This window comes from Paractinoplanes globisporus DSM 43857 (assembly GCF_000379645.1).
Lineage (GTDB): Bacteria > Actinomycetota > Actinomycetes > Mycobacteriales > Micromonosporaceae > Actinoplanes > Actinoplanes globisporus.
On the sequence record NZ_KB903319.1, the window covers coordinates 110810 to 133079 of the forward strand.

Genomic DNA, 22270 nt, shown 5'->3' on the forward strand with positions numbered 1-22270 from the left:
GTGCGAGGCGGACTGGACGACGCGCTCGACAAGCTCGCGCGCCGTGATGAGCTGCGCCGGCGTGCCGCTGGTGAGGCCACCGGGACCTCACCGGCAGTGACCGAGCTGGTCGAGGCCATCGCCGGAGTCGTGGCACGCAACCCCGAGCTGGGCGTGACCGTCGGTGCGGAAGGCTCGGGCGAACCGGTGCTGCTGCACTTCTACTTCGCCGAGGGCCAGGTGCAGGTCACCGCCGACACGCCGGTGCCGCCCGAGGTGCCCGCCGCGCGGCACGCCGACATCGTCGACATCGAGCTCGAGGAGCCGGCCGAGTCCTATTCCGCGCCGCCGGCCTCGCCGGCCACCGATCCGCGGTGGTACAGCCAGGACGATCAGGATCGCTACGGGCCTTCCCCATATGGGTACGCGTCGGAGGCGTCCCATTACGCCGACTCCGACACTGCCGAGCGCCGTTACGGCTCGTTCGACTCCCCGCCGGCCGATACGCGGTACGCGTCCCACGATCCCGGTGAAACGTCCCGTGATCTCGGTGCGCGCATGCGTGACCTGGGGATGGCCTCGCGCGGCGCCACCCCGGCCAGCCCGGCTCCGGCGGCCTACCCGCCGCATCCGTTCGCCGCGACCCCGCCGCCGCCCGTGCCGCCACCGACGTCGGCGCCGCCGCCCGATGCTCAGTCCACCCGGCGCATTCACTCCGAGCAGCACCGCGCGCCGGCCGAGCCGCCGGCCACCGAGCGCCTGGCGACCGAGCGGATCTCCCCGCAGCGGGGCTCGATGCCGACGCCGCTGCCGCAGCCGATCCCGCTGCAGGTCGAGCGCCCGGAAGAGACCGAGCTGGCGGCCCGCCGGCTCGCCGCCCTCCTGCGCGACGACCCCTCGCTGCTCAACAACGGCCCGCGCGAATAACTACTCTGCGCCGTCAGCCTCTCGCCGCCTGACATTGCGCTCAGTAACTGCTTGCGCGGGGGTTTCGACCGTTTCTGGCGTGTCTGGGATGTCTGGGTTGGGCCGTTCGGACACATTGAGTGGCGGTAGCTTGTCTCACGCTCCGTGACTGCATAGCGTCCTGAAACGTCGCTGACCCCCCGCAGCCCCGGAGTGAAGATGTCGCTGCCCGAAGTCCACCTCGCCGGTGGCACGTGTGCCGAGGCCCTCCGGCTGGTGCCGGTCGCGCTCGCGATGCGGGAGCAGGGCCTGGTCAACCCGGTCCTGCTCGCCGCCGGACCGGACCCCACCGCCGTGGCACGCACCTACATCGCCTGCGGCCTCGCCGCCGACGTGACGCTGCCGGCCGCCACCGACCTGGGGGCCGCGATCCGGCGGTACGACCAGTTGTGGGCCGCGCGGACCCCGGCCGCCGTGCTCGTACGCGGTGACAATCTGGGGGCCGCGCTCGCCGCCTACTGGCGACGGGTGCCGGTCATGCACATGGACCCGGGGCGGCGCTCGGGCTCGCTGGTCGCCGACGACGCGGATGCGAACCGGCGGCTGCTCGCTCAGGTCGCGACCGTGCACCTGGCCGCGGCGCCGCTCGCCGCGATGAACCTGCTCGACGAGCGGGTCGTCGCCGGCGACGTGCTGCTCACCGGCGGCACCACGATCGAGGCGGCGCGGCTGATGGCCTCCCGCCCCCGGCGGGCGTCGCGCACCCGGCGCGCCTCCCAGCGGACGGCCGAGTCCCGGCCCACCGGACCGCAGGCCGACGCCCGAGCCACCGGACCGCAAGCCGACGCCCGAGCCGCCGGACCGCAAGCCGACGCCCGAGCCGCCGGACCACGAGCGGCCGAAACGTGGGCGGCGGAGACCTGGGCCGCCCAGATGCGGGCGAGCGAGTCAACAGCGGGCGGGCCGACGACAGACGGGGCGACGACAGACGGGCCGGCAAGGGGCGGATCGATGGCCGGCAGGCCGATGGCGGGCGGTGCCATGGTCGGCAGGCCGATGGCGGGCGAGACGCCGGCGGGCGAGGCGCGGGCCAATCGGGTCATCGTGGCCGGGGTGAGTGCCGCGTTCGACGAGCCGGTGCGCGAGGCGATGCTCGCGATCGCGGCCGCCCAGCACGACATTGACGTGATCGGCGGGCTGTCGATGCCGTACCCGGAGCGGTCGCGGCTGGTCGCGATGGCCGACATCGTGGTCACCGACGACGTCGACCTGGCCGAGGAGGCGCTCGCGGCCGGAACGGCGGTGCTGGTGCCGGGCGACGGCGGCGGACTGACCGAGGCGATCCACGCGGGCAGCGCCCGGCAGGTCGACGCGGAGGCCGGCGAGATCGTGGCGGCGGCGACCGAGTTGCTGGCGAGCCGGGTGCGACGCGACTCGATGGGCATCTACGGCAGCCCGTACGGCGATGGCATGGCCGCCGCTCGCATCGCGCAAGCCACCGCGGCCCTGCTCGGCCACGGACAGTTCCCCGACCCGATGCCCGCCCGGCCCGAAGCCGGCCTGCCCCGCTGACCCCCTCTTAGGAGACGAGACTCATGGACGTCATCGGGTTCTGGACCAGGTCGTGGACAAGCGACGACCGGACCGCCGTACGCAAGCTGCTCGCACCCGACGTCGAGGTCGAGTGGAACCTCGACACGCCGGTCGACGACGAGGAGCTGATGCAGGTGCAGCACCGGATCGCGGCCTTCGCCGACTCGGTCACGGTGGCCGGCGAGACGCTCGCCGATGACGGGGCGACGCTGGTCTACGACCTGGTGGCGCCGTTCGGCACCGCGCGGATGGTGGAGTTCCTGGCGGTCGACGGCGGCCGGATCACCGAGGTCCGGCAGGTCTACGACGTGACATTGCTCGATCGGTACTTCCCGGGGCTCTACGACGCGTAAAAGTGTCGTACCCCGCGGCTAGCGTCCTGGGCATGGCTTACGACTTTCAGGTGGTCGTCGACAGCTCCGACCCGCACACACTGGCCGACTGGTGGGCCGAGACCCTCGAGTGGCAGGTCGAGCAGCAGGACGAGGCCTTCATCAAAGACATGGTCGCCCGCGGCTTCGCCACCGACGACGAGACGACGACCCACCAGGGCCGGCTCGTGTGGCGCACCGGGGCGGCGATCCGTCACCCCGAGCCCTATTCCAGCGGCAAGCCCCGCCGGGTGCTGTTCCAGCACGTTCCCGAGGCCAAAACGGTGAAAAACCGCCTGCATCTCGACTTCTGGGTCGGCGCCGAGCAGAAGGACGCCGTGCGCGACGCCCTGGTCGCGCGCGGCGCCACGTTCCTCTGGTCGCAGTCGCAGGGCCCACACTCGTGGCACACCCTCGCCGACATCGAGGGCAACGAGTTCTGCGTCAGCTGACGGGGAGGTTGCGGTCGAGCACGGCGAAGAGGTTGACCCAGTGGCGCTGCTCGGCCTCGGCGTTGTAGCTCGAGGTGTCGCTCATCGTGAAGCCGTGCGGGGCGTCCTCGTAGACCTCGGAGGTGTAATTGGCGCCGGCCTCGTCGAGGGCGGCCTCGAGTGCCTTGATCTGTTCGGGCGTGTTCGAGCGGTCGTGGTCGGCGTGGGCGAAATAGAGCTCGCCGGTGACGTTGCCGACCGCCAGGTGTGCGCTGTCCGGGTCGTCGGTGACCACGCCGCCGGCGTGGAAGCTGGCCAGTGCCTTGATCCGGTCGGGGTGGGCCTCGATCGCGCGCAGCGCGTTCCGCCCGCCCATGCAGTAACCGACGGCCACCACCGGGCCGGCGGCCACGCCGGGCTGCGCCGCGAGGAAGTCGAGGTAGTAACCGCTGTCGGCGGCGATCCGCTCGGGGGTGAGCACGTGCATCATCGGTCCGAGCCGGCCGAAGGCGGCGCCCCGCTTCTCCGGGTCGGTCAGTTCGTCGGCGGTCACCAGCGGGCCGCTCGCGCTGCGGTAAAACAGGTTCGGCACCAGGACGGCGTATCCCCGGTCCGCGATCCGCTCGGCCATCTCGGCCAGCCGCAGCCGCAGGCCGAACGCGTCCATGAACATCAGCACGCCCGGGAACGGTCCGTCGCCGTCCGGCTTGACCAGGTACGCCTCGGCCGTACCGTCGGCGGTGGGCACGTGCACTGTGGTGGTGGTCGTCATTGCGCCTCCTGCGCCGGAAATCTCCGTTGATCAGGGGGAACCTAGCACCAACCGGGGAGGCTTCCCCGGTCTCGTCGTACCCTGTCCCCCATGGCCACTCGACTGCGCGCGGACGCGGAGCGCAACCGCACTGCGCTCCTTTGCGCGGCGCGGGAAATCTTCGGCGAGCACGGGCTGGACGCCTCGCTCGACGAGATCGCCCGGCGGGCGGGCGTCGGCAACGCGACCCTCTACCGTCGCTTCCCGACCCGCCGCGACCTCATCGCCGAGGTTTTCGCCGGTCAGATGGCCGAGTACGTGGAGCTGGCCGAGCTCGCCCTGCACGAGCCCGACCCGTGGGCCGCGTTCGTCGGTTATCTCACCCGCCTCTTCGAGCTGCAGGCCACCGACCGCGGGCTGTCCGAGCTGCTCGTCTCGACCAGCTTCGACGACGATGAGCGGCTCTCGGCGCTGCGCGCGGCGGCCCAGCGCGGCGCCAGCGAGGTGATCGCGCGAGCCCAGCAGGCCGGAGGGCTGCGCGACGACTTCACCCGCAAGGACATCGCGATCCTGATGCGCGCGAACGCGGGCGTGGTGCGGGGGTCGCTCGACCCGGACGCCTGGAAGCGCCAGCTGGTATTGCTGCTGGATGGGCTCGCGCGCCGGTAGCACATCGGCTACAAACGGTCATTTAAGGATGTTTAAGGTCCGTACAAGGTCGTTTAAACGGGCCCGGGCCAAGAATCGACTCCCGTCGTCAACACCTGCGATCGGAGTCACCCATGCAACGCAGCCGTCTGCGTCTCGCCATCTACGCCTCGGCGGCCGTCCTCGCCGTGGGCGGTGGCGTCGGCGCGGCCGTCGCGGCCACCACCCCGTCTACCAAGGCCGCGGGCGTCCTCACCGCCACCTTCAGCAAGGACAGCGACTGGGGTACGGGCTACCAGGCGAAGTACACGATCACCAACGGCACCGGCGCGACGGTGAACGGCTGGCAGCTGGTCTTCGGGCTGCCGTCGACCGCGAAGCTCGGCAGCTTCTGGGACGCCACGGTCACCACGTCGGGCGGCGTGTCGACGGCCAAGAACCCGAGCTGGGCGACCACGATCCCGGCCGGCGGCACGGCCGAGTTCGGCTTCGTCGTCGCCGGCAGCGGGGCACCGACCAGCTGCACGATCAACGGGGCGTCCTGCTCGGGCGGGGCGACCACGCCGACCACCGCGCCCACGACGACGAAGCCGACCACGACGCCCACGACGGCGCCCACCACGAAGCCGACGACCGCCCCGACCACCAAGCCGACCACGGCGCCCACGACCACTCCGCCGACCACCTCGGCGCCGGGTGGCGGGAACGTCCTCGTGGCCCCGTACGTGGACATGGGTTTGCTCTCGAATGGCTCGACGACCCTCGCCCAACTGGGCAGCAGCGGGAACATCAAGTCGTTCAGCCTCGCGTTCGTGACCAGCGTCGGCTGCAAGGCGAGCTGGTTCAACGCCTTCGACCCGCGGCAGAAGCAGTTCGCCGACCAGATCACGGCGGTACGCGCGGCCGGCGGTGACGTGAAGGTGTCGTTCGGCGGCGCGACCGGCATCGAGCTCGCCCAGGCCTGCACCAGCGTCGCGGCGCTGCAGGCCGAGTACCAGGCGGTCGTCTCGGCGTACAACCTCAAGTACATCGACCTGGACATCGAGGGCGCGGCCGTGGCCGACCCGACGACGATCGCCCGCCGCTCGACCGCCCTGGCCGCCCTGCAGAAGGCCAACCCCGGCCTGAAGATCTCGCTGACCCTGCCCGTGCTGCCCGAGGGACTGACCGGGGACGGCCTCAACGTGGTCAAGTCGGCCAAGAACGCCGGCGTGAACCTGGACCTCGTCAACATCATGGCGATGGACTACGGCCGCTCCGGCCAGGACTACGGCGACCTCGCGATCCAGGCCGTGAAGTCCACCAAGGACCAGATCAAGTCGATCTACGGCAACAGCGACGCGGCTGCCTTCAAGATGGTCGGCGTCACCCCGATGCTCGGCGTCAACGACGACCAGGGCAAGTTCCTGCAGAGCGACGCGAAGGACCTGATCGCCTTCGCGAACGCCAACCACCTCGGGTTCGTCTCGTTCTGGGAGCTGAACCGGGACAAGAACGCCTGCTCGGGCGCCCTGTTCCAGTGCACCAACGTCACTCAGGCGCCGTTCGAGTTCAGCAAGATCTTCGCCGGCTTCACCGGCTAGGCCTAACTCTCATCCCCAAAAGGTAAGAGGAGCGCTACTCCGGGCCCCCACCCGGAGTAGCGCTTTGTCGTCTACGCGAAGCCGCGGCCGGCGTTGGCCAGCGACTCCTCGACGATGTCCCACAGGCTGGTGCCGGTCGGGCAGTCGAGCCACATGTTCAGCGAGACGCGCAGCGCCACCAGGAAGCTCGCGGCGGTCATCCGGGCGCGTACCCCCCGCGGATCTTCCTCGGTCATCCGCGCCGACACCTCGGCGGCGAGCTCGCGTTCCACCCCGGCGAAGGTCTGCACCTGGGCGGCGATCAAGGTCGGATGCGTACGCAGCAGCCGGCCCTGCACCACCAGCCGAGGGTCGAGCGCGCCCAGCTCGGTGTTGAACGACGCGGCGGCCGCGGTGAGCGCCGCCCACGGCGACTCGTCGGCCGGCCGGGCCCGCACCGCCTCGATCAGCCCCTGGATACGCCGGAAGTCGCCGTACATCAGCGCTTCCTCTTTGCTCCCGAAGTAGTTCGAGAACGTGCGCCGCGAGACGCCGGCCTCGTCGGCGATCGCCTCCACGGTGATGCGGTCAAGGCCGTGCTCGGTCGCCAGCCGGACCGCCGCATCGTGCAGTGACTGCCGGGTCGCGGCCTTCTTCCGTTCGCGCAGGCCGGGCTCCGCCGTCGTGCTCATGGCAAGAAGAGTACCGGCGTGTGACTTGCTTCTCAATGAGAAAGATTGCGCAATGGGAAAGCTTTGACGATTGTTGTATGTGGCATCCACTTCGACCATCCGGAGGCTGCGCCATGAGCGCGAAACCCATGAGTCACCGCCAGATCATGGAGGCTCTGTCCGGCCTCCTGCTGGTGCTTTTCGTCGCGATGGCCAGCTCGACCATCGTCTCCACCGCGCTCCCGAAGATCATCGGGGCGCTCGACGGCAGTCAGACCCAGTACACCTGGGTGGTCACCGCCAGCCTGCTCACCGCCACCGCCTCCACCCCGATCTGGGGCAAGCTCGCCGACCTGTACAGCAAGAAGCTGCTCGTCCAGATCGCCATCGTGGTGTTCGTGCTCGGCTCGGTCGTCGCCGGCTTCAGCCAGACCGCCGGGCAGCTCATCGCCGCCCGCGCGTTCCAGGGCCTCGGCATGGGCGGCGTCCAGGCGCTGGTCCAGGTCGCGATCGCCGCGATGATCCCGCCGCGGGAACGCGGCAAGTACAACGGCTACCTCGGCGGCGTCATGGCCGTCGCCACCGTCGGCGGCCCGCTGCTCGGCGGCGTCATCGTCGACACCGCGTGGCTCGGCTGGCGCTGGTGCTTCTACATCGGCGTGCCGATCGCCATCATCGCGCTGGTCGTCCTGCAGAAGACGCTGAACCTCGCGGTCATCCGGCGGGAGAACGTCAAGGTCGACTACGTGGGCGCCTCCCTCATCGCGGCCGGCGTCAGCATCCTGCTCGTCTGGGTGTCGTTCGTGGACAGCTCATTCGCGTGGCTCTCCTGGCAGACGTACGCCATGGTCGGTGTTGGTTTGGTGGTTTTGGCCCTCGCCGTGTGGGTCGAGACCCGGGTCGCCGAGCCGGTCGTCCCGCTGGAGATCGTCAAGCAGCGTGGCACCGCCCTCGCGATCATCGCGAGCCTCGCGGTCGGCATGGCGATGTTCGGCGGCGCGGTCTTCCTCGGCCAGTACTTCCAGATCGGCCGCGGCTACAGCCCGACCGAGGCGGGCCTGCTGACGATCCCGATGATGGCCGGCGTGCTGGTCTCGTCGACGGTCGCCGGACGCCTGATCAGCAAGAGCGGCCGGATCAAGCCGTACATCGTCGCCGGAACCCTGATCCTGGTCGCCGGCTTCGCCGGACTCTCGATGCTCGACCACGACACCAGCCTCTGGTACGTGGGCGGCGCGATGGCCCTGGTCGGCATCGGCGTCGGCATGTCGATGCAGAACCTGGTGCTCTCGGTCCAGAACACGGTGGCGCTCAAGGACATCGGCGCGGCTTCGTCGACGGTGGCCTTCTTCCGCTCGCTCGGCGGCACGATCGGCGTCTCGGTCCTCGGCGCGGTGCTCGCCCACCGGGTCACCGACAACCTGACCCACGAGCTCGCCGCGGCCGGCATCCAGTCCAGCGGCAGCGCGGCGGCGTCCAGCTCGCTGAACCTCTCGGCCCTGCCCGAAGCCATCCAGCACCTGGTCCGAGTCGCCTACGGCGACGCCACCGGCCACATCTTCCTGATCTCCGCCATCATCGCGGTGGTCGGCGTCATCGCCGCCCTCCTGATGAAGCCGACGGCCCTGCGCTCAACCGTCGACCTGACCAAGGCCGCCGAGGAAACCCCGGCGGCGGAGGACGAGGCCCAGATCCCGGCGGAAGCCCTGGCCCGCTGACCAGTTACTACCGCTACGAGGCGGCGTTCCCGGCATCGGGGGCGCCGCTTTCGCGATCGATAGCGAAGTACGTCCCGTCCGGCGCGGGCGTCCGCCAGGGGTCCGACGGCAGGTCGTGCAGCCGACGAACATGCCCCGAGTCGGGCCACCGCATCTCATAGAGCCCGACACCCTGGTCGGACAAGAGCCGATCAAGCGCCCGGCGCGCCACGTCGGGATCCTTCTGCAGCTCCAGGAACTCGTAGAGACCCACGCTGGAGACATCCAGCAGGTCACTGACCTCCTGGACCAGCCGGTCGACGGTTTCGTCACTCACAATGTCGGGTTTCCTTTGAGCGGGATTTTGACCTGTTTGCCGCCTTGCGAGACGACCGCGTACGGACCCCACGTGATCGGATCGGGCCGAGACCCGGGCGGATAACCCGGCATGATCCTAATTTGGCGCCCGAAGTTGTCCGGATCCCGGAACACCTGACCGCCGCCTCGAGCCGACGAATCGGCCGCCCAATTGTCGGGTATGCGGGCACGGACCTCGTCTGGGCCGAGCCCCCGTAGCTCCTGGGGGTCGAATTCCTTCGGTCCGCCGATCTTCTTGGGCGGTTCCGCCGACGGCTCCTCCGGTCGCCGGGACCGAGAGAAATGCTCCTTGATCTTCTCGATGAGAGAGGCCAGCCACCCGGACTCCCCGTCGAGGGCGCGGAGGCTCCTGATCAGAGAGCGAAGCCACTCCGAGATCTTGGCCGCCCACGACGCCACGAGCGTCGTCACCTGTGCCACCACCCATCCCGTGGCCAGGCCGAACGACGCGAGTTCCTCGGTCGCGTACACGATCAGGCGAGAGACAACGGTGGCGACGGCGTCGCGGACCATGACACGGACCGCGGCGATGAGCATGCCCGCGCCCTCGACGATTGCCGACATGGTCTCCGAAGCGCCGACGAGCGCCCCCAACCCTTGGGCCCGATCGGCAGCCCATGCGCGATAGGCGTCGCCGGCGGCTCCGGTCCACTCGGCGGTGTCCCACTGCGCCGCCCTGGCCAACCCGTCCGCATCCACCCGAAGGTCCGCGGCGATGTTGCGCCAGGTCTGTGCGTGGGCGGCGATTTGGGCCGGGTCACCGGCCAGCCAGTCCAAAGCCTCCGAGAGCGGACGGACGTGCTCGATCAGCCACGAGACCCCGTACTGGAGCAGGACGCCGACCGGGTCGGAGATCATCGCGAGGGCGTCGAGACCGGTGCCCACCACGCCGAGCGTGCCGTCGATCCAATTGCCGTCGCGGACGCCTCGACCGATCAGTTCGATGTCCTCGGCGATCCACACCCCGGACCAGGCATTCTTCGGCCCGTCCGAGGCGGCTACGACGAGTGGATTCATCGTCACCTATCGCAAGGTATTACTCGGGCGCCAGGGGCGAGATGGATCACGCGGCTGGGGAGGGGATCTTGCGGCTACCCAGAGCTAGCCTTTGAAAGCGGAGTGCTGTTGGGAGGGGTGGAACCGGGTGGACGGCGAGCGATTATCGGCATCCCTCCTCGAGCTCGAGGATGAGATCAATTGGGATGCCGCCGCGATGCTGGAGCGCGCCGTTCGCCTCGAGCGGGAGGCTCGGGCGCTCGGTGATGAGCTGCTCGTGGCGCGGGCTCGGCTCAGCCAGGCCAACCTGCAGATGCGGGCCGGCGACGTGGCAGGGGCCGCGCAGCGCATCTGGAAGGTGCATCAGTGGGCCGTCGAGCACGATGCTCGGCAGCTGACCGCGCGCACGCACCTGGTCTGGGCCAACATTCACCGCCACCTGGGGGACGCGGCCCAGTGCCTCGAGCACTCCGTGCTCAGCGTCGAGCTGCTCGACGAGACCGCCACCGACCACATGCGCATCTGGCACCGGGTGAAGCTCGGGGACGCGCTCAGCATCAGCGGGTCGATGGACGCGGCGCGGCTGCGGTACCGGCAGGCGGCCGAGCTTTCCGTGCGTCTCGGGCGGCCCGACCTGCTGCTCGCGGTGCTCAACAATCACGCGTACGCGGAATTCGCGGCCGGCCACCACGATGCCGCGCAGCGGGTCGCGGGGCGGCTGCAGGAAGTATCCCGGACGTACGGCTTCGAGCTCGACGCCTCCCTGCTCGACACGATCGGCGCCATCCAGATCGGGAACGGGCAGCACGCCGAGGCCGAGAAGACCCTGATCGCCTGCATCGACCAGCACAACGACGGCAACCAGGACGACGCCGACGCCCTCCCGGAGTACCTCCTGACCCTCTCCCGGGCGCAGCGCGGCCTCGGGGCGTACGGCCGGGCCCAGCGCAGCCTCGACGCGTCCCGCCGGCTCTGCGAGGAGCGCGAGCTCGGGCACGTGCTCGTCCGGGTGCATCAGGAGCAGTCCGAGCTGCATGCGGCGCGGGGCGAGTTCGCCGAGGCGTACGCGGCACACAAGCTCTTCTTCGCCGCCCACCAGCGCCAGCACTCGCTGCAGCGGGAGGCGCAGGCCCGCACCCGGCAGGTGATGTTCGAGACCGCCGAGGCGCGGCAGGAGGCCGAGCGCTTCCGCGAGCAGGCCCGCCGCGACCCGCTGACCGGGCTGCGCAACCGGCGCTACCTCAACGAGCTGCTGCCCGGCCTGATTGCGACCGACCCCGACCTGACCGTGGCGATCGTCGACATCGACCACTTCAAGCGGATCAACGACGAGCTCTCGCACGACATCGGCGACCAGGTGCTCGTGCAGGCCGCCAAGCTGATGGAGACCGAACTCGCCGCCATCGCGCCGGACGGTTTCGTGGTGCGCCTCGGAGGCGAGGAGTTCGTGCTCGTGCTCCCCGAGACGCCGGTCAAGCACGCCGTCACACAGCTCGATGCTCTCCGCCGTACGCTCAAGGGCTTTGGTTGGGATGCACTCACCGCAGGCATTCCGGTAACCGTGAGCATCGGGGTCGCGGGCGTTCCTGATGCGGCGAAGGCCACGCAAGCTGCCGTTTTGTCAATTGCGGACAGGCATCTGTACGCCGCCAAGCACGGCGGACGCGACCGCGTGGTGTGGTCGGGCTCGACCCGCGGCCGTGCCTCGGCGGCGTGAAAGCCGCGGCCCGTGACTCGGCGGCGTGAAAGCCGCGGCCCGTGCCTTGGCGGCGTGAAAGCCGCCCTCGAAAGCCCGTGAGGCAGATCGGGGACCGCCCTTGGGTAGCGGTCCCCGATCAGTACCCCCTTTTCCACCGAGCGGGCGTGGGCGCTCGGAGGTGGGTGGACCGGTCGGGCGGCCAGGCACGGGGGAACCGGACCGCCCGACCGGCGTCGGGCAGCGCCCTTCTCGGGCGCCCTGCGGGTGTTACGGCGTCACACCCGCAATCGCGGTCTCTTCCGCGCGAGCGGGGCCGGAAGGCGCTCCGCTCTTATCAAAATCTGTCGTCGACCGGCCAGGTGCCCGGCCGAATCGATCTCGACGGCGTCCGCCTCGAGCCACGTGGCTCCGTCACGGATGATCGAGTGGTCCCAGTCGATATGCACGATGCGTAACCGAAGCGTTCCGCTGCCATGACGATAGTCCGATTCCGCGAACTCGGTTGCGGGCCAGCGTGGCAGGCGGGGCAGGAGCCGGCCGCCGCGGAACATCAGCGCCGTCGGGACGGGCACCGGAGGACCGGGGCGATGCCCGGCACGTCGGCCCCGCGCGCAGCGGACGAGGTCACTCGCGCGCGTCGGAATCACCCTCCTCGGCCGGCGGCACGGTGTCGGTCGCCGTGGCATCGGGGCGGCTCAGGGCGTACCTGATGCCGCCGAATCGGTGAGTCACCGCGGTGGCTCGGGCCGTCGCGGCGGTCACGTCGTCGGTCAGTGGCTCGTCTCGGTAGACGAGTGGTGGGTTCCCCCGTCGAGGTGTTTCCACCCCTTCGGGGTCACCCGGGTCCGAGTGCTCCGGACCGATGTTGGGTATCGGCATCTGAACACCTCTCGCTCGGACGCTCCCGCCAGAGAGCCTCGCGTCGAGGCCGCAGACGCCGTTTCCGCGACCGTCCCGTCACTTAAAGATGTCACCGTAAGTGACACCCCTCGGATGCGTACGTGCGTTATCATGCTCACAATCCCGTGAGTACGCAAGGCCAAATGCACGTGCATTTGCACAACGTGTGATGCGGCCGTTGCCACGAGAGACGACCTCCGGACGATCCCCGGCCGGAGCAAACCAAGGGAGCTTCGAATGACGCACGCGGTTAACGGCACCCCCGCCGGCCAGTTGGACGGTGTCACCTGGCAGAAGAGCCGGCGCAGCAACCCCAGCGGCAACTGCGTCGAGTGCGCCGTCCTGCCCACCGGCGAGGTCGCCGTGCGCAACTCTCGGGACCCCGAGGGACCGGCCCTGATCTACACGCCGGCCGAGATCGAAGCCTTCATCCTGGGCGTTCGTGACGGCGACTTCGACAACCTGCTCGTCTGAGCCGGTGCGAAGGGCGCCGGGCGTGACGTGATCATGTCCACGTCACGCCCGGGTTGAAAGCAGGAGCAGCACGGCGCAAGGCCCCCTCTACAGCCGCATGCCGTGCGAGACGACAGAGGGCCGCGTCACCCCATGACGACCGCGGCCCTCTTTGATGTGTCGGGGCCTGCCAAGCCGCCCCGGCTTGTTACGCGGGCCGCCCGACCTCGTGGAGCAGCTTGCCGAGGATCTCGGGCGTGTGGTTCGGCGGCTCGGCGTCGATGCAGACGCGCTCCATGGCCATCGCGTACTGGTCGACGTCCTCGCGCTTGTCGAGGTAGATCGCGCTGGTGAGCTGCTCGACGTAGACGACGTCGGGAAGCTCGGGCTCCGGGAAGCGCAGGATCGCGAACGGCCCGCCCGCGGCGGCATGGCCGCCCGCGTTGAACGGGATGATCTGAAGCCTGACGTTCGGCTTCTTGGCCGCCTCGATCAGGGCCTCGATCTGCGCCTTCATCACGTCGACGCCGCCGATCGGACGGCGCAGCACGGCCTCGTCGATCACGGCCCACAGCTGGGGCGCGTCGGGGCGGTCGAGAACCGTCTGCCGCTGGCGGCGGAGGTCGACCCGCCGGTCCATCTCGTCCGAGGTCACGCCGGCGTGGCCGAGCATGATGACGGCACGCGCGTATTCCGGAGTTTGCAGCAGGCCGGGGACGAACTGGATCTCATAGGTACGGATCAGCGAGGCAGCCGCCTCGAGACCCAGGTACGACTGGAACCAGCCGGGAAGGATGTCACTGAATTGCTGCCACCAGCCCGGGTTGTTGGCCTGGCGGGCCAGGACCAGCAGCGCCTCGCGCTCGTCCGGGTCGTTGACGCCGTACAACGTCAGCAGGTCCGCGACGTCGCGTTCCTTGAAGCTGACTCGGCCAAGCTCCATCCGGCTGATCTTCGAGCCCGAGGCGCGGATCTCCCACCCGGCGTCTTCGCGGGTGATCGCCTTGGTTTCCCGCAGACGGCGGAGCTGAGCACCGAGCAGGATGCGCAGCACTGTGGGGCCGCTGCCCGGTGCCTCCTCCTGCGAACCCGCGCTCACCTGACTCCTCGTCATCGCTGTCTGGGCTGCCGGCCGCAGTCCCTACGCATCCTAAAGGGGAGATCGTCCACAACGAAACAGCACCGGCGTACTTCCGGAGCGTAACGCCCGGAGCATTCGCTCGGTGCGGATGCACGTGCAGACGGCCTTGCGGACGCACCTGTTGGCGAGGATGATAGCTGACAGAAACGCTCCACCCGCTGACACACTGTGTTGGCTGGCGAGGCGTGCCACATAGTTCGGCTTCTCGGCCGACGCGTACCGGTATGGATGGCCATCAACGCCACCCTGACGACCGAGTCTCCGAGATTTGGGAGGGTCATCTCGATGTCCACGGCACCCCCACCTCCGTCCACGCCGACGACCGCACCCCCGCAGCGCGACCCCGCCGACGTGGCGCCCGCGGACAGCTACCACCCCGCCGATCCCGTTTGGGTTTACCGTGACGGCTGGCGTGCCGGTGTGATCGAGGCGGCTTCCCCCCGCGCAGTGACTGTGACCTATCGCCCGGTCGCCAGCCGCGGCACCGGCGTCGACACCTTCACTGCTCCGTATGTTGCAGCTCGCTACTCGGAGGATCCGGCGCTCGACCGCCGCGATCGCGGTCGCCGGATGACACCGACCGGCCTGCCGGTGCGAGGCTCGGCGGCATGACGGGCGCGGTGGCGGTCGCGGCGATCGTCGGTCTCCTCAGCCTGTTGGGCGGCGTGGCCCTCGGCTGGTGGCTGCGGCGGTCCAACGACTGGTGCCCAGCCTGCGGCGAGCAGCTGGCTTGTGAGGGGTGCGGCAGCGGGGCCGCCTGGCCCAAGCGACCGATGGCCTCCACCGAACACCGATAGCTACAAAGAAAGTCAGAGCCGGCGCGGTCGCGCCGGCTCTTTGTGTCTCCTCGTTCGGGTGAAATGCCCTCTGCGGCCAACTACCCACCGTGACGAACGGGCGGTGGCCGGCACGCGCTAATCACCCAATGGGTCGATATTGAAGTTGTCGCGGAAGAGGTTGGCGGGGTCGTACTGCCGCTTGAGGGCCCGCAAACGGACCAAAGTGGCAGGTGGCCAGGCCTCTTCGACCCGCTCGGGTCTTTGGTCGGTCTCGAACGATAGGTACAAACCCCGGAAATGGGTGGCTAGTTCCTGCCAGGCGGCGTCCAATCTCGACTTGGATGCCCCGAATGCCACCACCGAGAAGTTTGCCGATCGGTGCGAATACGACGTCGCCTCGTCCGGAATGTCGGCCACGGCGCCACCGACCGAGCGCACCTGGAAGAAGTAAACGGTGCCCGAGGCGATCAGCGCGGCGGCCGCGGCCGCGAATTCCGGGGTCAAATGCTCGATCAGGCCCGACCGGGCGACCGGATCGCCCTGGCCGTCGTGCGGCGCGTCCGGCACGTTCATCACCCCGGCGTAGGGCACCAACTGGACCTGCTGGTCGAGCAGCGGCGCGATCTGAGCGATCGGCGTCAGGCGGTCGATGATCGTGTCCGGAGTCGACGAGTCGACCACGCCGTACACCTGGGCCAGCGCCTGCCCCCGGCGCGGCGGTCCCATGATCAGGTTGGTGGTCACGTCGCGCGGGGCGGCCTCCATGGCGGCGCCCCAGCGCTCCAGCAGGCCGGCCGCGTCCGACGCGTCGTAGACGAACTGGCCGAATCCGACATCGCCGACCTCGTCGACCTGGAACTCGAAGGCCGTGACGATCCCGAAGTTCGCGCCGGCGCCGCGTACGGCCCAGAAGAGATCGGGGTGTTCGTCGGCGCTGACGTGCACCCTCGAGCCGTCGGCCAGCACCATGTCCGCGGCGCGCAGGTGATCGATGGTGAGGCCGTGCTCGCGGGCCAGCCAGCCGATGCCGCCCGCCGTGGCGAGCCCGCCGACCCCGACGCCGCCGTAGTCGCCGCTGGACAGCGCCCATCCGTGCGGGGCGAGCGCGGCGGCGACGTCCTTCCAGCGGGCGCCGGCCTCGACGCGGACCAGCCGGTCCTCCGACGAGAGCACGGTGATCTCGCGCATCCGGGACAGGTCGATCACGATCCCGCCGTCGTTCGTGGACCGTCCGCTGATCCCATGTCCGCCGCTGCGCACGGCGAGTGCCACCTTCTGGTCCCGGGCGAAGGCCAGCGCCTCGACGACCTGCTCGGCGTCGGTCGGCTGGATCACCAGGCCGGGCGAGCCGCCGCGCATATAGGTGGAGCGAACCTTCGCGTACGAGAAATCACCGGGCTCGATGGCGGTGAGCGAAGCGGGAAGGCCGTCATAATCGATGCCTTCACGCCTTTTCGCCAGTTTCGCGGCGCTACGCACGGGACCGGCGACGGGCTTTCGCGTCGCGGCGACCGCTTCCCGCACCGCGGGGATGACCTCCTCGGCGAAGCGTTCGAGCTCGCCGGGATCGTCCGATCCGATGATCACCGTGCCGATCCCGTCCTCGAGCACCATCGGCACGATCTCGTCGACCCACTGCGCCGCGGACTTCGACGGATCACCAAAGATGTTGAGCAGCCGCCGGATCTCGCGCGGGTCCCGTCCTTTTTCGGCGGCCGCCTCATCGATGATCGCGTTGCCCTTCGCGAGGTCACCGGGCTTGAGGTAGCTCAGCGACGGCAGCCAGCCATCCGCCTTGGCCCCGATGAGGCGCAGCATCCGCGGCTTGTAAGCGCCCAGCCAGATCGGCACCTCGTGCGCCGGCGCCGGGCCGCGTTTAGCGCCCTTGAGCTGGTAATACTTGCCCGGGTAGCGGAGCTGCGCGCGATCGTCGGCCCGCCAGACCTCGCGGATCACGTCGATCGCCTCGCTGAGCTGCTCCACCGACTCGGCCGGCGTGCGGCGCGGCACACCCATCGCGGCCATCGCGTCCCAAAAGCCGCCGGCGCCGAGCCCGAGCGCGAGCCGTCCCCCTGAGAGCAAATCGAGGCTGGCCGCCGCGCGCGCGAGCACGGGTGCCGGCCGCATGGGAATGTTCAGCACATTGCCGGAAATATGGATTTTTGTGGTCTGGGCGGCCACCCAGCTCAACAGCGTCCACGTGTCGAGGAAGCCCGGCTGGTAGGGATGGTCCTGGAAGGTAACCAGATCGAAGCCGAGCTGCTCGCTGAGCTGCGCCATCGCCACCGCCGCCTGCGGCGGGTCATTGACGGGCGTCACAAAGGTCCCGAACTGAAGCGAGTGACCGTAATCCACGTTTCGAGCCTAGGTCGTTACGTGCTCCGGAAAGATGCGTCCCGCGACACACGATCATCACTTCGTGAGCCGGGTCACTTCAATTCTTTGCCCGTACGCGGCGAGCGGGCCCACAACCGCAAAGAGAGGGGCTGGCTGCCTATCGGGCTCGGGCCGTCGTTGCCTACGCCCGCGGTCGGCCACCGGGCTGAGATCGCCGCTCCCCCTTCAGCGCTCCGGATCTTGCGGCGCGGGCGACCGGGATTTCAGGTCGGCCACCTCGGCCTGAAGCTTGCGGACCTCGCGGAGAAGGAGCGCGATGTCGGCCCGGGTGGCCATGCCGGCCGGGCGTTCGGTGTCGGAGATGCGGTCGACGATCCAGCTCGCGAGGGAGCCGGTGGTGAAACCGATCAGGCCCAGGCCACCGATCATGAGGGCCACCGCGACCATCCGGCCCTCGAGAGTCTCCGGGTACAGGTCGCCGTAGCCGACCGTGGTGATCGTGCAGACCGCCCACCAGAGGGCCGACGGGTAGCTCTGGATGTTGCTGTCCGGGTGGCCGCGCTCGGCCTCGAGCACGGCCAGGGCCGCCACCAGCACGATCAGGATCGTGGCCGAGATGACGTAGACCGCCAATCGGCCGCGGGTCCAGTGCGCGGCGTGGCGGTGCATCACCCGGAAGGCGTTGAGCAGGCGCAGGGCCCGCAGTGGGCGAAGCACGGGCAGGACGAGGACGGCCAGGTCGAACCAGTGGGAGCGGACGAACCAGCTCTTCTGCCGGGCCAGACGCAGCCGAACCAGGTACTCGACACAGAACAGGGCCCAGATCGCGGCGTCGACGGCCTCGCACGCGTGGCGCCAGGCCGGGTGCATGCCCGGGTCAAGGATCGGCCACGCGTAAACCCCGATGAACAGCACCGACAGCACCGTGAGGGGGTAGGCGGTTACCTGCTCCCACCGGCGCAGGCGGTCCTCAGACTCCATGAGGGCAGCTTGCCTGATCAACGTTGCGGTTGGTGGCACGTTGAGTCTGCTCTTGATCCGTCTGGGCAGATGGCGAAACCGGCAGTTTCACGCCCGACGGGCCGGGTAGCCACATCGGCGGAGGTGGTCCCCCGTGCTCGAGCCGAACGAGAAGGCCGTCTTTGACGGCATGGTCAGCCAGCTACGCGCCAACGACCCGCGTTTCTCCCACAAGGTCGACCGGATGTGCCGTCCCAGGCGGCGGCTCTACCTGGTACTGGCCATTCTGCTGTGGACGACGGCACCGCTGTCGATCGTTTTCGGCGGATGGACCGGCGCCCTGATGGCCGTGGTGGCCACGCTCTACGGCGCCCACCTGATGCTCAGGCGAGGCGGCGGCGCCAATCAGACGCTGTGGTCATCGTCGCGCCGGCCACGCACTAGCTCCAGCTAGACCCGGTCAGCCGCTCGTAAACCTCGACGTACCGGTTGCGGGTAGCCTCGACCACCTCATCGGGAATCGCCGGCCCCGGATCGGTGCGGTCCCAGTCGGTAAGGCCAGAGGACCAGTCCCGCAGGAACTGCTTGTCGAGGTACCGCTGCGTGCCGCCCGGCTTCCACTCATCGGCCGCCCAGAACCGCGACGAGTCCGGCGTGAGCAGCTCGTCGCCCAGCTTGAGCACGCCGTCCTTGGAGAACCCAAGCTCAATCTTGGTGTCGGCAATGATGATGCCCTTGGTAGCCGCCACCTGCTGCCCGCGCTTGTAAACCTCAAGCGTGATCCGCTTGAGGTCAGCCGCGACCTCCGCCCCGACCTTGGCCTCCACGTCGGCGTAGGTCATGAACTCGTCATGCCCCTCCCCAACCGGCGCCTTGGTGGTAGGCGTGTAGATCGGCTCGGGCAGCTGAGACCCCTCGATCAGCCCAGGCGGCAGCGCAACGCCAGAGACGGCCCCGTCACGCTCGTACTCCTTGAGCCCCGACCCGGCGAGGTACCCGCGAGCAATGCACTCAACCATGACCATGTCGAGCCGCTCACAGCGAATAGCCCGCCCAGCCCACTCCGCCGGCACCTCGGTGCTGGAGATGACGTGGTTGGGGAGGACGTCGCTGAGCTGCTCAAACCACCAGAGCGACAGCTGGGTGAGAATCTTGCCCTTGTCAGGGATCGGCGTAGGCAGGATGACGTCATAGATCGAGATCCGGTCAGACGCGACCAGTAGCAGGTCGTCGCCGTCCGCGTAGACGTCCCGAACCTTCCCCGAGTGCAACAGCTCCACGTGCTCCCCTCCCAAGCCGAACCGAGTTCCACGCTAGTACAGGCAACTCGACGCTCCGCACGCAGTCGCGCCGAGGATCCGCCTGTCAGGCGCGCTCGCCCGAAGTACTCACGTCCAAAAGTGCGGACGAGAGGAACGCGGCGCAGCCTTCATCCCAGATGTTCCTTCAAGTGCCGAGCGATTGCCGCGGCCAGGCCGGAAGGCACTGCATTGCCGATCTGCTTGGCAATCTCAACCTTCGAGCCACACCACAGGTAGTCCTTGGGGAAGTCCTGCAAGAGGGAGGCCTCGTAGTGGGTGATAACCCGGTTCACTCGGCGCGTAGGATCGTCGGGATCCCACTGCGGGTGCAGATACTGCCCCTTTTCCGGCTTAAAGAACTCTGTTCTGATAGTCAGTGACGGCGCATCCCAACGCATCCGGCCCATTACATCCGTGGTACCCGTCTTCTTTTCTCGCCAGCACCTCGACAGCAGGTGATCGGGCAGATTGAAGCGACCTCCTCCAGGTGGAACGTGGTCATAACGCTGCAGCGAGAGCTCGGTGGGCTGCCGTCCGAAATGAATATCGTTACCCTTGAACTCTCCTCGGATACGCTGCCCGAAATACTCGGTCATGGCTTCCGGAAGCTCGGTGGTAACCGGCCGCTCATCTACTCGCCCGATACGGCTGCGGACGGTCTCCCAAGGCCGAAGACCGCCGGCGCCGTCTTTGGCGTGGGTGGGCTTCGGGAGCTCGATCTTGCCGATCCGGGATCCGATGACAATGGTCCGCGGTCGCCTCTGCGCTACGCCGTAGTCTGCAGCGAGCAGCACGCCATGGCTGAGCTCGTAGTCCTTGATGATGCCGTGGTCGGCTTCATCCAACAGGAGCTCAAACTCGCTGGCACGTGAAAAGCGCTCAACGTTCTCGATGACGAACACCTGGGGGCGGGCCGTCACTACGAAACGTAGGTACTCCTTCCACAGCTTGTTACGCGGGTCATCGACGTCCTTGCTGCCCAGATTTGAGAACCCCTGACACGGCGGCCCTCCGATGATCACGTCCGCCTGAGGGATCTCATCTTCCCGAACAAGACCGATGTCGCCCCAACGGGTATGCGACTCGCCGAAGTTGGCTGCGTACGTCGCAGCAGCTGCCAGATCCCACTCTACCGAGAGAATCGGACGAAAGCCCTCACGTTGGAACCCGACGGTCATACCGCCGCATCCTGCGAACAAGTCGATCATGTTCAGGCGGTCGCTCACCTGCGACATGGTAGTTGCCCTGCACCGACAGACAAGGCCGACGCGCCGGTGACCTAGAACGCATGTCCGAATCGTTAGCCTCGCCCGATGGCAAGGTAGGAACAAACATCCAGTCCCTGCCCCAGACGCCGGCCACGTCGACCAGCTCGGCGAACATTCCAGCACTCCACAGCGAGCCGGTCGTCAGTCCTCGCATCCAATTGACGGCTAATGGAATTGACGCCTGTCGCAGGATCAGCGCCTCTGATCATCTACAATGCGCGAGTGTTCGGCCACCAGGATGAGCTTTTTGACCCTCACGCACCGACCGAAGCGGGTTCGTCCAAGGTACTTCCCGCCACCCTCCGCGTCCACAGAGGACGGGTGCTGCCGCCGCGACCGAAGATTGCAGCGCGCCCCAGGGACACTCGTGGTCCGTCCGCGCTGCAGTTGGCGGGACAGCCACCTACGCCCGACGAAGATCCAGAGATTTGGGCAGTCCATGGGGAACTAGAGCGGATGGATCCCTACGGATACCGCACCGGGTATGCGATCCGCGAAGCGCTCGACCAGATCTATGACGGGCAACGTACCGGCCGCTGGGATTTTACGCAGCTCTCCAAAACCGAGAAGACTCACATCGGCACTCTTGTCGAGATTTGGATGCAGCGGGAGTTTGGCTTCGCCGACGGGGAAGAGCTCGATTACAGAATCGCAGGAGTCGATGTCGATTGCAAATGGTCACTAAACCTTTACGACTGGGAGATCCCGCGCGAGATGTACATTCGCGGCAACAAGATTGCCTTGGTCGTATGGGCTAACGAGTACACGGCACGGTGGGCGTCCGGCCTCATCCGCATCAGCGAAGATGTTTTGCGTCCCATGGGTAACCAAGGGGACAGAAAGCGTCGGCTCAACGATCGGGGACGGGACCAGATTCTCTGGATCGTCGCAGGAAGCGATCTGGTGAAGAATACCCTGCTGCATATCAAGGACCCTAGAAAGCTCGAGGCCATTGCCTATGCGGCTCGCGGACAGACGGCAGTCACGAACCTCTTTCGGGAGCTGCAGGGCGAGCTGGTGAACCGGGCCACCGTGCTGACTGCGGCGCAGCAGGTGGACAGCGCCAAGCGGGTGCGAGACGCACGAAAGAAACTGCGCCCCGAAGGAATAGTTATTTTCGGGCACTACGCCCCGCACCCACGTATGGCCAAAGAGCTTGGCTTGGACCCACCTACGCTCGGACGCTACATAAGTGCAAGATTGTGGCCGTACCGAACAGGAGAGTCCGCCCTGCACACGGAAATCGGAGGCAAGATGTGGCGCATTGCACGGCCAGAGGATTCAGTTGTCACTGCACCCGACCTTCCAGCGCAATCCAAAGACCCTAGTTGATCCGAAGTGCTCTGAGCTCGATCAGCCTTCGCCAGTACGCACCACTGCGGCAATACGAGCTGCGGCTTCCGCCGGCTCCTCGTGCTCCCAGACTCGCACCACCTGCCAACCGAGTGC

Annotated in this window: 23 protein-coding genes; 12 read left to right on the forward strand and 11 right to left on the reverse strand. The window is 68.2% G+C overall.

The window, feature by feature from the left end; genetic code table 11:
• The 4 genes from A3CQ_RS0133180 (at position 1) to A3CQ_RS0133195 (ending at position 3301) form a co-directional block, all read left to right on the forward strand.
• Entirely contained in the window at positions 1 to 906 is a 906-nt protein-coding gene (locus A3CQ_RS0133180; protein WP_026206480.1) for a hypothetical protein, read from the forward strand.
• A gap of 198 nt (positions 907 to 1104) precedes the next feature.
• On the forward strand, positions 1105 to 2457 hold the full coding sequence (locus tag A3CQ_RS57930; protein WP_157296660.1) for a UDP-N-acetylglucosamine 2-epimerase: 1353 nt from the start codon (positions 1105 to 1107) through the stop codon (positions 2455 to 2457).
• Positions 2458 to 2480: 23 nt separating this feature from the next.
• Positions 2481 to 2831, forward strand: a complete 351-nt coding sequence (locus A3CQ_RS0133190) for a hypothetical protein (protein ID WP_020515259.1) — start codon at positions 2481 to 2483, stop codon at positions 2829 to 2831.
• Between the two features lie 32 nt (positions 2832 to 2863).
• Entirely contained in the window at positions 2864 to 3301 is a 438-nt protein-coding gene (locus A3CQ_RS0133195) for a VOC family protein (RefSeq protein ID WP_020515260.1), read from the forward strand.
• Here the strand turns inward: A3CQ_RS0133195 and A3CQ_RS0133200 are convergent.
• A complete protein-coding gene (locus A3CQ_RS0133200; protein ID WP_020515261.1) occupies positions 3294 to 4052 on the reverse strand; it encodes a dienelactone hydrolase family protein in 759 nt (252 codons plus the stop codon). The two genes, A3CQ_RS0133195 and A3CQ_RS0133200, sit on opposite strands and share 8 nt — an antisense overlap.
• Positions 4053 to 4142: 90 nt before the next feature.
• Here A3CQ_RS0133200 and A3CQ_RS0133205 point away from each other — a divergent pair, with 90 nt between their 5' ends.
• Both A3CQ_RS0133205 and A3CQ_RS0133210 read left to right on the forward strand, forming a co-directional pair.
• Complete coding sequence (locus tag A3CQ_RS0133205; protein ID WP_020515262.1) at positions 4143 to 4700, forward strand: TetR/AcrR family transcriptional regulator; 558 nt, start codon at positions 4143 to 4145, stop codon at positions 4698 to 4700.
• A 113-nt stretch (positions 4701 to 4813) separates the two neighbouring features.
• Positions 4814 to 6262, forward strand: a complete 1449-nt coding sequence (locus tag A3CQ_RS0133210; RefSeq protein WP_020515263.1) for a cellulose binding domain-containing protein — start codon at positions 4814 to 4816, stop codon at positions 6260 to 6262.
• A gap of 71 nt (positions 6263 to 6333) precedes the next feature.
• Here A3CQ_RS0133210 and A3CQ_RS0133215 read toward each other — a convergent pair whose 3' ends face one another.
• A complete protein-coding gene (locus A3CQ_RS0133215; protein ID WP_020515264.1) occupies positions 6334 to 6933 on the reverse strand; it encodes a TetR/AcrR family transcriptional regulator in 600 nt (199 codons plus the stop codon).
• 113 nt (positions 6934 to 7046) lie between these two features.
• On the opposite strand from A3CQ_RS0133215, the gene A3CQ_RS54945 reads away from it, so the two are divergent.
• Complete coding sequence (locus tag A3CQ_RS54945) at positions 7047 to 8630, forward strand: MDR family MFS transporter (RefSeq protein ID WP_040433447.1); 1584 nt, start codon at positions 7047 to 7049, stop codon at positions 8628 to 8630.
• A 13-nt stretch (positions 8631 to 8643) separates the two neighbouring features.
• On the opposite strand, the gene A3CQ_RS0133225 is transcribed toward A3CQ_RS54945, so the two are convergent.
• Positions 8644 to 8946 carry a hypothetical protein gene (locus A3CQ_RS0133225; RefSeq protein WP_020515266.1) on the reverse strand — a complete coding sequence of 101 codons (303 nt, stop codon included), beginning with the start codon at positions 8944 to 8946 and terminating at the stop codon, positions 8644 to 8646.
• On the reverse strand, positions 8943 to 10004 hold the full coding sequence (locus A3CQ_RS57935; RefSeq protein WP_245577429.1) for a WXG100 family type VII secretion target: 1062 nt from the start codon (positions 10002 to 10004) through the stop codon (positions 8943 to 8945). Before A3CQ_RS57935 ends, A3CQ_RS0133225 begins: the two co-directional genes overlap by 4 nt.
• 127 nt (positions 10005 to 10131) lie before the next feature.
• Here A3CQ_RS57935 and A3CQ_RS54955 point away from each other — a divergent pair, with 127 nt between their 5' ends.
• Entirely contained in the window at positions 10132 to 11700 is a 1569-nt protein-coding gene (locus A3CQ_RS54955) for a tetratricopeptide repeat-containing diguanylate cyclase (RefSeq protein WP_020515268.1), read from the forward strand.
• 257 nt (positions 11701 to 11957) lie between these two features.
• On the opposite strand, the gene A3CQ_RS59565 is transcribed toward A3CQ_RS54955, so the two are convergent.
• Entirely contained in the window at positions 11958 to 12254 is a 297-nt protein-coding gene (locus A3CQ_RS59565; RefSeq protein ID WP_245577425.1) for a hypothetical protein, read from the reverse strand.
• Between the two features lie 52 nt (positions 12255 to 12306).
• Positions 12307 to 12561 (reverse strand): hypothetical protein, encoded by a 255-nt coding sequence (locus tag A3CQ_RS61220; protein ID WP_157296664.1) that lies wholly within the window; start codon positions 12559 to 12561, stop codon positions 12307 to 12309.
• Between the two features lie 258 nt (positions 12562 to 12819).
• Here A3CQ_RS61220 and A3CQ_RS0133245 point away from each other — a divergent pair, with 258 nt between their 5' ends.
• Positions 12820 to 13056 (forward strand): DUF397 domain-containing protein, encoded by a 237-nt coding sequence (locus A3CQ_RS0133245; RefSeq protein WP_020515270.1) that lies wholly within the window; start codon positions 12820 to 12822, stop codon positions 13054 to 13056.
• A gap of 187 nt (positions 13057 to 13243) precedes the next feature.
• Here the strand turns inward: A3CQ_RS0133245 and A3CQ_RS0133250 are convergent, their stop codons facing one another.
• On the reverse strand, positions 13244 to 14134 hold the full coding sequence (locus A3CQ_RS0133250; RefSeq protein WP_026206481.1) for a Sco1979 family transcriptional regulator: 891 nt from the start codon (positions 14132 to 14134) through the stop codon (positions 13244 to 13246).
• A 650-nt stretch (positions 14135 to 14784) separates the two neighbouring features.
• Between A3CQ_RS0133250 and A3CQ_RS0133255 the strand changes: the two genes are divergently transcribed.
• Complete coding sequence (locus A3CQ_RS0133255; protein WP_020515272.1) at positions 14785 to 14973, forward strand: hypothetical protein; 189 nt, start codon at positions 14785 to 14787, stop codon at positions 14971 to 14973.
• A 117-nt stretch (positions 14974 to 15090) separates the two neighbouring features.
• Here A3CQ_RS0133255 and A3CQ_RS0133260 read toward each other — a convergent pair whose 3' ends face one another.
• Both A3CQ_RS0133260 and A3CQ_RS0133265 read right to left on the reverse strand, forming a co-directional pair.
• The gene (locus A3CQ_RS0133260; protein WP_026206482.1) at positions 15091 to 17310 is read right to left on the reverse strand and encodes an LLM class flavin-dependent oxidoreductase; all 2220 of its coding nucleotides are present in this window, start codon (positions 17308 to 17310) and stop codon (positions 15091 to 15093) included.
• Between the two features lie 207 nt (positions 17311 to 17517).
• The gene (locus A3CQ_RS0133265) at positions 17518 to 18273 is read right to left on the reverse strand and encodes a potassium channel family protein (protein WP_020515274.1); all 756 of its coding nucleotides are present in this window, start codon (positions 18271 to 18273) and stop codon (positions 17518 to 17520) included.
• A gap of 133 nt (positions 18274 to 18406) precedes the next feature.
• Between A3CQ_RS0133265 and A3CQ_RS0133270 the strand changes: the two genes are divergently transcribed.
• Positions 18407 to 18706 (forward strand): DUF3040 domain-containing protein, encoded by a 300-nt coding sequence (locus A3CQ_RS0133270; protein ID WP_020515275.1) that lies wholly within the window; start codon positions 18407 to 18409, stop codon positions 18704 to 18706.
• Here A3CQ_RS0133270 and A3CQ_RS0133275 read toward each other — a convergent pair.
• A complete protein-coding gene (locus A3CQ_RS0133275) occupies positions 18693 to 19532 on the reverse strand; it encodes a phosphoribosylaminoimidazolesuccinocarboxamide synthase (RefSeq protein ID WP_020515276.1) in 840 nt (279 codons plus the stop codon). The two genes, A3CQ_RS0133270 and A3CQ_RS0133275, sit on opposite strands and share 14 nt — an antisense overlap.
• Positions 19533 to 19681: 149 nt before the next feature.
• Positions 19682 to 20788, reverse strand: coding sequence for a DNA cytosine methyltransferase (locus A3CQ_RS0133280; RefSeq protein WP_020515277.1), 1107 nt, complete (start codon positions 20786 to 20788; stop codon positions 19682 to 19684).
• Between the two features lie 489 nt (positions 20789 to 21277).
• Between A3CQ_RS0133280 and A3CQ_RS59575 the strand changes: the two genes are divergently transcribed.
• Positions 21278 to 22153: a NaeI family type II restriction endonuclease gene (locus A3CQ_RS59575; protein ID WP_157296666.1), complete on the forward strand. Its 876-nt coding sequence runs from the start codon at positions 21278 to 21280 to the stop codon at positions 22151 to 22153.
• The last annotated feature ends 117 nt before the right edge of the window (positions 22154 to 22270 follow it).